Source organism: Enterobacter mori (assembly GCF_025244905.1).
Classification (GTDB): Bacteria; Pseudomonadota; Gammaproteobacteria; order Enterobacterales; family Enterobacteriaceae; genus Enterobacter; species Enterobacter mori_A.
In genome coordinates this window covers 970,406-982,604 of sequence record NZ_CP104285.1, presented here as the reverse complement: position 1 = coordinate 982,604, position 12,199 = coordinate 970,406, and the positions used below count along the sequence as shown (strand labels likewise).

Sequence of the window (12,199 nt, the reverse complement as noted above, 5' to 3'; positions counted from 1 at the left end):
GAGGACGGGGGAGTAGGCATCAGTGCGACCTGATGCCCTCACCCTAACCCTCTCCCACGTGGAGAGGGGAAAAGGATGTTACTGTGCTTCTGCCAACTGACGGTCACGGCGGCATTTGAACATCCAGCCCACCAGCAGCAGGACGATCCACGCGCAGCCCACATACAGGGAAATACGGGTGTCCGGGTGGTAGCCAATCAGCCCAATGATAAACACCAGGAAGATCAGCCCAACGACGGTGGTTGCCACCCCGCCCGGTACTTTGAACTTCAGCGCTTTCGCCTCATCCGGCGACAGACGACGGCGAAAGGCAATCTGCGACAGCAGGATCATGATCCACACCCACACCGTCGCGAAGGTCGCCAGTGAGGCAATTACCAGGAAGACGTTTTCCGGCATGATGTAATTCAGGTAAACCGAGAACAGCAGCGCCACGGTCATGACCACGACGGTCACCCACGGCGTGCCGCGGCGTGAGGTTTTGGCGAACACCTTCGGCGCGCTGCCCTGCTCCGCCATGCCGTGCAGCATACGGCCTACGCCAAAGACGTCACTGTTGATGGCCGACAGCGACGCGGTCAGCACCACAAAGTTGAGAATGCTGGCGGCAAAGGCGATACCCATGTGCTGGAAGGTCAGAACAAATGGGCTGCCGTTGGTGCCGACCTGGTTCCACGGGTAGATGGACATAATCACGAACAGCGTACCCACATAAAACACCAGTATACGCATCGGCACGGAGTTGATGGCGCGCGGAATGGATTTCTCCGGGTCTTTCGCTTCCCCGGCGGTGATCCCAATAATCTCGATACCGCCGTAGGCGAACATGACCATCTGAAGCGACATCACCATGCCGAGCCAGCCGTTGCTGAAGAAGCCGCCGTTCGTCCACAGGTTATGGATGCCGGTCGGCTGACCGCCATTACCGATACCCCAGATGATGATGCCGAAACCGGCGAGGATCATGATGATAATGGTCGCGACCTTAAAGAAGGAGAACCAGAACTCCAGCTCACCAAACACCTTCACGCTCATCAGGTTGACGGCGCAGATGATCAGCACCACGCTCAGCACCCATATCCAGTGCGGCACCGCCGGGAACCAGACGCCCATATAGATGCCAAACGCGGTCACGTCGGCAATCGCCACAATCAGGATTTCAAAGCAGTAGGTCCAGCCGGTGATAAACCCGGCCAGCGGGCCTAAGTTTTCCTGCGCGTAGCGGGAGAAGGAGCTGGCAGACGGGTTGTGAACCGACATCTCACCCAGCGCGCGCATGATGATATAGGCCGCAACACCGCCGATGATGTACGCCAGCAGAACGCTTGGACCGGCCATTTTGATGGCATCTGCCGAGCCATAAAAAAGACCGGTGCCGATAGCCGAGCCCAGCGCCATAAAGCGGATGTGGCGGGTGCTCAATCCACGTTTAAGTTTGTTAGTGCTTTCCATTTAAATCTTGCCATTCAACACAAAAAAAACAAAAAACCACGGGGCTTTAAGCCCCGTGGTTAAACAGTTTGTTGCCGTTGATTAATGGGCGTTCGATGCGACCTGACGCCCTGCAGCACGGTCCCAGATAATCGCCAGAACCAGTGCGACAACGGTAGGCATCAGCCAGGCCAGGCCTTGCTCAGACAGCGGCAGACGCTGTGTCCACGCAGGCAGAATGTCTGCGAAAGCTGATGCTTTAATCCCGTCAAGGATACCAAAAATCAGGCTGATAAACATGGCTGGTGCAATAATTCGCGACGAGTTGTTCCACCACGGGCGAGTAAAGCTCAGCACCACCAGCACGATGCACGGCGGGTAAATCGCCGTCAGTACCGGAATAGAGACCTGAATCAGGTGGCTCAGACCGAGGTTGGACACCGCCATGGAGAAAATACCAAGGATAAACACCAGGGTGCGGTAAGAGAGCGGCAGATACTGTGCAAAGAACTCTGCGCAGGCACAGGTCAGGCCAACCGCCGTCACCAGACACGCCAGGAAAATCAGCGCCGCCAGCAGCATGCTGCCCGCACCACCGAAGGTGTGCTGAACGTAAGCGTGCAGGATAGCTGCACCGTTGGCGTTTTGATCGACCAGCATCGCGCTGTCGGAACCCAGGCGGAACAGTGCCAGATACAGAAGCGTCAGACCCACACCGGCCATCAGGCCAGCCCAGATGGTATAGCGGGTCAGCAGGCGCGCTTCCGTCACACCGCGGGAACGCGCGGCATTGACGATAACGATACCAAACACCATCGCGCCCAGCGTATCCATCGTCAGATAGCCGTTCACAAAGCCGTTAGAGAACGCAGCGTTTTTATAGGCGTCCATTGCGTCGCTAATCGGGCCTGCAGGCCAGACGATGGCCGCCACCGCCAGCACGATCAGTGCCACAATTTTCAGCGGCGCCAGGAAGTTACCCACGGTATCCAGCAATTTGCCCGGATAAAGGGAAACCAGTATTACGATTGCGAAGTAGATCAGGCTGTAGATAAACAGCGGCATCGCGCCGTCACCCGTCAGCGGAGCGATCCCCACTTCAAAGGAAACGGTCGCGGTACGCGGGGTGGCAAACAGCGGACCAACGGCCAGATAGCAGACGGTCGCCAGCAGAACGCCAGCCACTTTGCCAATCGGGGTGCTGAGGCTGTCCACGCCGCCACCGACTTTCGCCAGCGCGATAACGGTGAGGACCGGAAGACCCACGGCAGTAATCAGGAAACCAAACGCAGCCGTCCAGACGTGTTCACCCGCCTGTAAGCCAACCATTGGAGGGAAAATGATATTACCTGCGCCAACGAACAGCGCAAATGTCATAAAGCCCAGCGCGATGATGTCACGCGATTTTAAGTGATGGGTCATAAAACCTTACTGCCTGTGGATGTGGTGTTGAAAACGTTGAGATTTTCGCTATCCCTGATGGGACGATACAGCGGAAAATTTGCTCAATTTCAGCGGGAAATGCTCCCGTCCTGGCGTGGAGAAGAATAGTTTTTCGATTTACCACGCAAATACAGTCGGTCTGACAGTATCTGGGGGGCAATTTAAACGCTTATAACGTTTAAAGGCAAGGAGGGATCGCAAAACCAGAACAATATACCAGCATGAAAAACCAGACCAGAACAATACGCTAATTATAAGAAAAACCCATGGCTAATCATGCGAACAAAAAAGCATCAACCGTATAATATTCACACGCGTTTCGCTTGACTGCAAAGCAAACGGGCCAGCAAATGCTGACCCGTGGAAAGGTAAAATGACACGCCTGCCGTCAGGCGATCTTTTTGGCAATTAATCGTTCCGGAATAACAAAGCTGAAGCGGGTTCCTTTACCCAGCGTACTCTGAATATCAAGACGGCTTTCATGATGATTCACCGCGTGTTTCACAATCGCCAGCCCCAGACCGCTTCCCCCGGTCTGCCGCGAGCGCGCTTTATCCACACGGTAGAATCGCTCGGTCAGACGCGGTATGTGCTCAGGGGCAATCCCCGGCCCGTTGTCCTCAACGCTAAACTCAGCGCCCGCGGTCACACGCTGCCAGCGCACCACGATATGGGTCCCCTCCGGCGTATGATTCACCGCGTTATACACCAGGTTGGAGATGGCGCTGCGCAGCTCATCTTCACTGCCGAGCACCTTCAGGGCGCTGTCGACCTCAAAGCTAATTTGATGTTTTTTATGGCTTAACGTTTGCGCTTCCCGCTCCACCACCCGCAGCATCATCGGCACGTCGATGGTGTCATTCAGTGCCAGTGAAGGTGCGGCTTCAATCTTCGAGAGCGTCAGCAGCTGCTTGACCAGACCTTCCATACGGTGCGTTTGCTCGCGCATGGTGTGCAGCGCTTTTTCACGCGGCGCACCTTCGAGCGTTTGCTCCTGCATCATCTCCAGGTAGCCCTGAAGCACGGTCAACGGGGTGCGTAATTCGTGGCTCACGTTTGCGAAGAAGTTGCGTCTCGCCCCTTCCAGCTGGTGCATCTGGGTGACATCCCGCGCCACCATCAGCCACTGTCGATCGCTGTAAGGCATCACGCGGATTTCCAGATGGCGCCCGTTGTTGAGCCTCAGATTGTGCGGCCCCGTAAAATCACGTTTTTTCAGATACAGCGTGAACTCCGGATAACGCAGCAGGTTAAGAATATTTTGCCCATTATCGTCCGGCCAGCGCAGGCCCAGCAGCTGTTGCGCCAGGCCGTTACACCAGAAAATCGTGCCTTCTTCAGTGGTCAGAATGACGGCATCCGGCAGCGACTCCGCGCCGCTGCGAAAGCGTTTGATTAAGCTTCCCAGCTCGCGACGACGTTTTTTATTACGCATCTGCATCTGGTGCAGGCCATACAGCAGCGGTTCCCAGCTCCCGCTTCCCGGCGGAGGGGTCATGCTTCTGTCCACCCACAGCCACCAGGAGAGGCGCAGTAAGTTCCAGAAATGCCAGACTAATAACCCGGTCACTGCCGCCAGCAAAAACCAAGGCAGATGCCCAAAGATGGCCCCCAGAATAAAGGCCGGAATACAGCATAAGATCAGTTCAAAGACGAGCCTTTTCCATGACAGACGTTCCAGCACGCGTCACACTCCTGTCACTGTTCAGAAACGGGTCGAAAAACGATAACCCGTACCGCGGACCGTCTGCACCATGCGATCGTGACCGCTCAGCTCCAGTGCTTTACGCAGGCGGCGAATATGCACATCAACCGTCCGGTCTTCCACATACACGTTAGTTCCCCAGACGTTATTCAGCAACTGCTCGCGGCTGTATACGCGTTCCGGGTGGGTCATGAAGAAGTGCAGGAGTTTAAATTCGGTAGGCCCCATGTCGAGGGGATTTTCGCCCGTCATCACGCGGTGTGAGGTGGGGTCAAGGCTCAGGCCCTGCATCTCAATCACCTCTTCTACCGCCATCGGCGAAATGCGGCGCATAACGGCTTTGATGCGAGCAACCAGTTCTTTGGGGGAGAACGGCTTGGTGATGTAATCGTCCGCGCCGGTTTCCAGACCGCGCACGCGATCCTCTTCTTCACCGCGCGCTGTGAGCATGACCACCGGAATATCGCGGGTCATCGCTTCACGTTTTAGATGTTTGATAAACTGCAGTCCAGAGCCGCCAGGCAACATCCAGTCAAGCAGAATCAGATCGGGCCAGGGTTCATTCAGCTGGTTCACCGCGCTGTCATAATCTTCCGCTTCAACCGGCTGGAAGCCATTTTGTTCGAGCACGAAGCACACCATTTCACGAATTGGAGCTTCATCTTCTACGACCAGAATACGTCTCGCCATACTTTGCCCTGTCTTATCTTATTTAAGTTACAAGTTTGTAATGCGGCGTCATTATGCGTCAGATTTATGACAGATTTATGAAAAACCTTACCACTATAAATGGCAAACTGTTGTTTTATTACAGCGGTTATTTTCCACTCCCTGACAGTTTATAATCCTGCTTTCTCAATTTTGCCACGGAACAGCTATGCGCATACTTCACACCTCGGACTGGCATCTGGGTCAAAATTTTTACAGCAAAAGCCGTGCGGCTGAACATGAAGCCTTCCTGAACTGGCTGCTGGAGACGGCCCAGACGCACGAGGTGGACGCGATTATTGTGGCGGGTGATATCTTCGATACCGGTTCACCTCCCAGCTATGCGCGTGAGCTCTATAACCGTTTCGTGGTGAATCTGCAGCAGACCGGCTGTCATCTGGTGATTGTCGCCGGAAATCACGATTCTGTGGCCACGCTGAATGAATCCCGCGATATTCTGGCGTTTCTCAATACCACCGTGGTGGCCAGCGCCGGACATGCCCCGCAGATCCTGAAAAAACGTGACGGCACGCCGGGAGCGGTGCTGTGTCCCATTCCGTTTTTGCGTCCGCGCGATATCGTACAAAGCCAGGCGGGACTTTCCGGCGGCGAAAAGCAACAGCATTTATTACAGGCTATCACTGATTATTATCACCAGCAGCATACCGATGCCTGCGCCCTGCGCGGCGAAGCGGCAATCCCGGTGATTGCGACCGGGCATCTCACTACCGTTGGGGCCAGTAAAAGTGACGCCGTACGTGACATCTATATCGGCACGCTGGATGCCTTCCCGGCGCAGAACTTCCCGCCAGCCGACTACATTGCGCTCGGACACATTCACCGCGCGCAGATCGTCGGCGGCTGCGAGCATATCCGCTATTGCGGCTCACCCATTTCACTCAGCTTCGATGAAACAGGCAAAGCCAAATCCGTGCATCTGGTCAGTTTTACCGACGGTAAACTCAGCGCTGTCGAGACGCTGGACGTGCCCGTTACCCAACCACTGGCCGTGCTAAAAGGCGATCTGGCGGCCATTGCTGAACAACTTGAGCAGTGGCGTGGTGTCGAGCAGGCTCCGCCCGTCTGGCTGGATATCGAAATCACCACCGATGACTACCTGCATGATATGCAAAGAAAAATTCAGGCACTGACGGAAGATCTGCCCGTCGAGGTCTTACTGGTTCGCCGCAGCCGGGAGCAGCGCGAGAAAATTCTGTTAGGTGCACAGCGTGAAACGCTGAGTGAACTGCGGGTCGAAGAGGTGTTTGCGCGCCGGTTGTCTCAGGAAGAGATTGACGACGCGAAGCGAGTAAGGCTCAACGAGCTGTTCACGCATACCCTGCATGTGCTTAACGATGAGGGAGAAAACGCATGAAAATTCTCAGCCTGCGCCTGAAAAACCTGAACTCCCTCAAGGGCGAGTGGAAAATCGACTTTACCGCTGAGCCATTTGCCAGCAACGGGCTGTTTGCCATTACCGGTGCTACCGGTGCCGGGAAAACCACCCTGCTCGACGCCATCTGCCTGGCGCTTTACCACGAAACGCCACGACTGCAAAAGGTCTCTCAGGCGCAAAACGACCTGATGACGCGCGACACCGCCGAGTGCCTGGCGGAAGTGGAGTTCGAGGTAAAAGGCATCGCCTATCGTGCGTTCTGGAGCCAGAACCGTGCGCGCAATCAGCCTGACGGGAACCTGCAGGCCCCGCGCGTGGAGCTGGCACGCTGTGAAGACGGAAAAATCCTCGCCGACAAAGTGACGGATAAACTGGAACAAACGGCAGCACTTACCGGGCTGGACTACGGCCGTTTTACCCGCTCAATGCTGCTCTCTCAGGGACAGTTTGCAGCCTTCCTTAACGCCAAACCGAGCGATCGTGCGGAGCTGCTGGAAGAGCTAACCGGCACCGAGATCTACGGCCAGATTTCCGCCATGGTGTTTGAAAAACACAAAGCCGCGCGCAATGCGCTTGAGATGTGCGAAGCGCAAGCGGCAGGCGTTGTCCTGTTGAGCGAAGAACAGCAGCAGCAGTTGCAGCAAAGTTTGCAGGCACTTACTGACGAAGAGAAAACCCTGCTGGCGCAGCAGCAGAACCATCAGAAAGAATTTCAGTGGCTTACGCGCAGCGAGGAGCTTATCCGCGAACAGCAGCGCGCCACGATCTTACAGCAGCAGACGCAACAGGCGCTGGCCGATGCGGCGCCCGATCTGGCAAAGCTCCAGCTCGCGCAACCCGCATCCCAACTCCGCCCACTGTGGGAACATCAACAAGAACAGGCATCACGCCTGGCGCAAACGAAGCAGCGTATTGTTGAAGTAAATACTCGCTTACTGGAAAAAACCGCCTTGCGTTCGCGGATCCGCAACGGCGCTTTACATACTCATACGCAGCTGCAGACAGAACTGGCGGCACTGGCACAGTGGCTGGCAGACCATGAGCGGTACCGCCTGTGGGGCCAGGAGATTGCAGGCTGGCGGGCTCACTTCTCCCAGCTTAATCGCGATAAAAATCAGCTCACTACGCTTGCTGCGCGTATCACTGAATTACGCCATAAGCTGTCAGGACTGCCAGAAAGTTCCCTCACGCTGACGGCTGACGAAGCCGCAATGGCGATGGAGAAACAGGCGCAAACCCGGTCTACGCGCCAGCGCCTGACAGCTCTCCATGCCCGCTATCAACCGCTGCAAAAACGTCAGCGCCAGAATGCCGAAAGCGTGCAAAAAGCACAGGCCGGGCTGGTCGCGCTTAACGAAACGCTGGCACAACGCCGCCAGCAGTATAAAGAAAAAAACCAGCATTATCTGGACGTTGAAACGCTATGCAGGCAGGAAGAGAAAATCAAAGGCCTTGAGGCGGAGCGTGCTCAACTCCAGGCCGGGCTACCTTGCCCGCTGTGCGGCTCCACTACCCATCCCGCCGTGACGGCATACCAGGCGCTGGAGCTCAGTGAAAATCAACGCCGCCGCGATCGGTTAGCAAAAGAGGTCGCCGCACTCAAAGATGAAGGTTTGTTAGTTCTCGGCCAGGTTAATGCCCTGTCACAGCAGATCCAACGCGAGACAGACGAAGCGCAGGCGCTCTCTCAGGAAGAGCAAGCGCTCACTAAAGAGTGGCTGGAGGTGTGTGCCTCTCTGAATATTACGCTGAATATTCAGGAGGATATTGCCCCGTGGATGAGCGAGCAGGAGCACTACGAGCAGCAGCTTTACCAGCTCAGCCAGCGTTTGACCCTACAAACCCAGCTTAGCCAGCAGGAAGAACAGGAGCGTCAGTACCAGCAACAGCTTGCGGCGACGCGTCAGGCAGTGGAAACGTCCCTGCATACGCTGTCGCTGGGTATTCCAGATGCAGGCACTGAATCCGTCTGGCTCGCCTCACGTGAAAGTGAATACGCACAGTGGCAGGAGAAACAGACCCAGCACGGCGCGACGCTGGAGCGTATTAACGCCCTGACGCCGGTGCTCGACACCCTTCCGGCAGCGGAGGCCACTGAAGCCGAAACGGCGATACCCGCGAACTGGCGCGAAATTCACGACGAATGCGTGTCGCTGCAAAGTCAGCTTACGGCGCAACAGCAGCAGGAGGCGCTTGAGAACGAACGTTTGCAGCAGTCACAGGCGCAATTCGCCGCGGCACTGGCTGCAAGTTGTTTTGAGGATCAGGACGCGTTCCTTTCTGCGCTGCTGGATGCCGACACCGTTCGACGCCTTGAGCAGCTAAAGCAGACGCTGGAAAACCAGGTGCAGCAGGCGACAGCACTCTCCGCACAAGCGACCCGGCAGCGACAGGACCATCAGGCGCTGCGCCCGGAAGGGCTGGACGCCGATGTTCAAACATTGCAAACGCAATTGCAGCAACTGGCACATCAACTTCGTGAGAACACCACGCATCAGGGTGAAATCCGCCAGCAGCTCAAGCAGGACAGCGATAACCGTCTGCACCAGCAGGCGCTTATGCAGCAAATAGAAGAGGCAGCACGCCTGGCTGACGACTGGGGCTACCTGAATTCCCTGATTGGCTCCAGCACCGGGGACCGATTCCGTAAATTCGCTCAGGGGCTGACGCTGGATAATCTGGTCTGGCTCGCTAATCAGCAGCTTAATCGCCTGCATGGACGCTATCTGCTTCAGCGCAAAGTCAGCGATGCGCTGGAGCTGGAAGTGGTCGATACCTGGCAGGCGGACGCGGTGCGCGATACTCGAACCCTGTCTGGCGGCGAAAGCTTCCTGGTGAGCCTGGCGCTGGCCCTGGCGCTGTCGGATTTAGTGAGTCACAAGACGCGGATCGATTCCCTGTTCCTCGACGAAGGATTCGGCACGCTGGACAGCGAAACGCTGGATACTGCGCTGGATGCGCTCGATGCGCTGAACGCCACTGGCAAAACTATCGGCGTGATCAGCCACGTTGAGGCGATGAAGGAGCGCATTCCGGTGCAGATCAAGGTGAAGAAGATTAACGGGCTGGGCTATAGCAGGCTGGATAAGGTGTTTGCGGTGGAATAGATGGGGGGGGGCGATCTGGTGCCCTCACCCTGGCCCTCTCCCACGGGGAGAGGGAATTGATCCCCCTCTCCCTTGAGGGAGAGGGCAGGGGTGAGGGGGAACAGACCGCACCAGTAGATCTATCACTGTGGCCACAGCCAAGCCGCGCCACGCACGCCGCTGGAATCCCCGTGCACCGCTTTGCGGATCGGGGTTTCACACTCACCGCCGAAAACCCACTGTTTCACCAAATTCGGCACCGTGGCGTACAGCCGGTCAACGTTGCTCATCCCACCGCCAAGCACGATCACATCCGGGTCGAGAATGTTAACCACGTGCGCCAGCGATTTCGCCAGCCGCATTTCATACCGGCTAAGCGCCAGTTCCGCGACCGGATCCTGTTCTTCAACCAGACGCATAATCTCATTCCCCTTCAGCGGCTGCCCGCTCAGGCGATGGTAGTCCGTAGCAAACCCCGTACCGGAAATAAAGGTCTCTATACAGCCTTGCTTTCCGCAGTAGCACGGCACTTCAGCGCGATATTTAAGTTCGTCTTCGTCCATCCACGGTAATGGATTATGCCCCCACTCGCCCGCCGTGCCGTTGCCACCAATGTGGGCGCGACCGCCGAAGGCGACACCCGCGCCGCAGCCCGTACCGATAATGACCGCAAAAACGGTCTGGGCGCCTGCAGCTGCACCGTCGATAGCTTCCGATACCGCCAGACAGTTGGCATCGTTAGCCAGACGCACATCGCGTTTAAGACGCGCGCTCAAATCTTTATCAAACGGCTGGCCGTTGAGCCAGGTCGAGTTGGCGTTTTTCACCACGCCGGTGTAGGGCGAGATCGACCCGGGGATCCCCATTCCAACGCTGCCCGTCTGCCCTGTTGCCTGCTCGGCCATCTCGACCAGCCGGGCAATCGTCTCGATAGTCTGGTGATAATCATCACGCGGCGTAGGCAAGCGGTGGCGAAACAGCTGTTCCCCCTGCTCGCTCAACGCAATCACTTCAGTTTTGGTGCCGCCTAAATCGATCCCAATACGCACAAGAGACTCCTCATTATTTTGATTATCAACAGAGTAGAAGCCGCCTACCCGATTAGCAATGCAAGCGATGCGACAATTCGTTATCATGCCCGCTGATTTAACGACAAGGCCGTGGAAATTATCATGCTGTGGTTCAAAAATTTGATGGTTTACCGTCTCAGCCGCGACGTTTCGCTGCGTGCAGAAGAGATGGAAAAACAGTTAGCCGCTTACTCCTTTTCCCCTTGCGGTAGCCAGGACATGGCCAAAACCGGCTGGGTTCCGCCGATGGGTTCACAAAGCGATGCCCTGACCCACGTGAGCAGCACCGGTCAAATCATCGTCTGCGCCCGTAAAGAGGAAAAAATCCTGCCGACGCCGGTGGTCAAGCAGGCGCTGGAAGCGAAAATCTTTAAGCTGGAAGCCGAACAGGGCCGTAAGCTGAAAAAGACGGAAAAAGATTCGCTGAAAGACGAAGTGCTGCACTCCCTGCTGCCGCGCGCCTTTAGCCGCTTCAGCCAGACCATGATGTGGATCGACACCGTAAACGGGTTGATCATGGTGGACTGCGCCAGCGCCAAGAAAGCGGAAGACACGCTGGCCCTGCTGCGCAAAAGCCTTGGCTCTTTACCGGTCGTTCCGCTGGCGCTGGAAACGCCGATCGAGCTGACGCTGACCGAATGGGTACGCAGCGGTGCTGCGGCACAGGGTTTCCAGATCCTTGATGAAGCCGAGCTGAAAGCCCTGCTGGAAGATGGCGGCGTGATCCGCGCGAAGAAGCAGGATCTGGTGAGCGACGAGATCGCCGTACACATTGAAGCGGGCAAAGTCGTGACCAAACTGGCACTCGACTGGCAGCAGCGCATTCAGTTTGTGATGTGCGATGACGGCTCCGTGAAGCGCCTGAAATTCTGCGATGAGCTGCGCGATCAGAACGAAGATATCGACAGGGAAGATTACGCCCAGCGTTTTGACGCGGACTTCATCCTGATGACCGGCGAACTGGCCGCGTTGATTCAGAATCTGGTGGAAGGTCTCGGCGGCGAAGCGCAGAGATAATCTCCCCTCACCCTGTCCCTCTCCCCAAAGGGGAGAGGGAATAAGATTATTTCAGGTAGCGGCACAGATAAGAGGTAGGTTCAGCAACCTGCAGATGGAATTCACTGTGGGCAGGGACGTTGAACACTTGTCCGGCAGCGTAAACTTTCCATTCCGTTTCACCCGGCAGTAAGACGTTCAGCGCGCCGCTAACAACCGTCATCTCTTCTGCTTCCGCAGTGCCAAAGGTATATTCCCCTTCCGCCATAACGCCGACACTGGCGCGGCCAGTGCTGCTGCTGGTAAAACCGATGGATTTCACTTTACCGGAAAAGTATTCGTTACTTTGAAGCATGAACTGGCC

Annotated in this window: 9 protein-coding genes; 3 read left to right on the top strand and 6 right to left on the bottom strand. The window is 56.4% G+C overall.

Going from position 1 to position 12,199, the window contains the following annotated elements:
- Positions 1-78 precede the first annotated feature (78 nt).
- From proY to phoB, 4 genes are all read right to left on the bottom strand, one after another.
- On the bottom strand, positions 79-1,452 hold the full coding sequence (gene proY, locus N2K86_RS04620; protein ID WP_260660636.1) for a proline-specific permease ProY: 1,374 nt from the start codon (positions 1,450-1,452) through the stop codon (positions 79-81).
- Positions 1,453-1,533: 81 nt separating this feature from the next.
- Entirely contained in the window at positions 1,534-2,853 is a 1,320-nt protein-coding gene (brnQ, locus tag N2K86_RS04615) for a branched-chain amino acid transporter carrier protein BrnQ (protein WP_047716261.1), read from the bottom strand.
- A gap of 409 nt (positions 2,854-3,262) precedes the next feature.
- Complete coding sequence (gene phoR / locus N2K86_RS04610; RefSeq protein WP_260660635.1) at positions 3,263-4,558, bottom strand: phosphate regulon sensor histidine kinase PhoR; 1,296 nt, start codon at positions 4,556-4,558, stop codon at positions 3,263-3,265.
- A 21-nt stretch (positions 4,559-4,579) separates the two neighbouring features.
- Entirely contained in the window at positions 4,580-5,269 is a 690-nt protein-coding gene (gene phoB, locus N2K86_RS04605; RefSeq protein WP_010428026.1) for a phosphate response regulator transcription factor PhoB, read from the bottom strand.
- Positions 5,270-5,456: 187 nt separating this feature from the next.
- Here phoB and sbcD point away from each other — a divergent pair, with 187 nt between their 5' ends.
- Positions 5,457-6,662: an exonuclease subunit SbcD gene (gene sbcD, locus N2K86_RS04600; protein WP_260660634.1), complete on the top strand. Its 1,206-nt coding sequence runs from the start codon at positions 5,457-5,459 to the stop codon at positions 6,660-6,662.
- Positions 6,659-9,790 carry an exonuclease subunit SbcC gene (gene sbcC, locus N2K86_RS04595; protein WP_260660633.1) on the top strand — a complete coding sequence of 1,044 codons (3,132 nt, stop codon included), beginning with the start codon at positions 6,659-6,661 and terminating at the stop codon, positions 9,788-9,790. Before sbcD ends, sbcC begins: the two co-directional genes overlap by 4 nt.
- A 122-nt stretch (positions 9,791-9,912) precedes the next feature.
- Here the strand turns inward: sbcC and mak are convergent, their stop codons facing one another.
- Positions 9,913-10,818 carry a fructokinase gene (mak, locus tag N2K86_RS04590; protein ID WP_260660632.1) on the bottom strand — a complete coding sequence of 302 codons (906 nt, stop codon included), beginning with the start codon at positions 10,816-10,818 and terminating at the stop codon, positions 9,913-9,915.
- 123 nt (positions 10,819-10,941) lie between these two features.
- On the opposite strand from mak, the gene rdgC reads away from it, so the two are divergent.
- Positions 10,942-11,856, top strand: coding sequence for a recombination-associated protein RdgC (gene rdgC / locus N2K86_RS04585; protein WP_260660631.1), 915 nt, complete (start codon positions 10,942-10,944; stop codon positions 11,854-11,856).
- Between the two features lie 46 nt (positions 11,857-11,902).
- On the opposite strand, the gene ppnP is transcribed toward rdgC, so the two are convergent.
- Positions 11,903-12,190 (bottom strand): pyrimidine/purine nucleoside phosphorylase, encoded by a 288-nt coding sequence (ppnP, locus tag N2K86_RS04580; RefSeq protein ID WP_042716688.1) that lies wholly within the window; start codon positions 12,188-12,190, stop codon positions 11,903-11,905.
- Between the last annotated feature and the right edge of the window lie 9 nt (positions 12,191-12,199).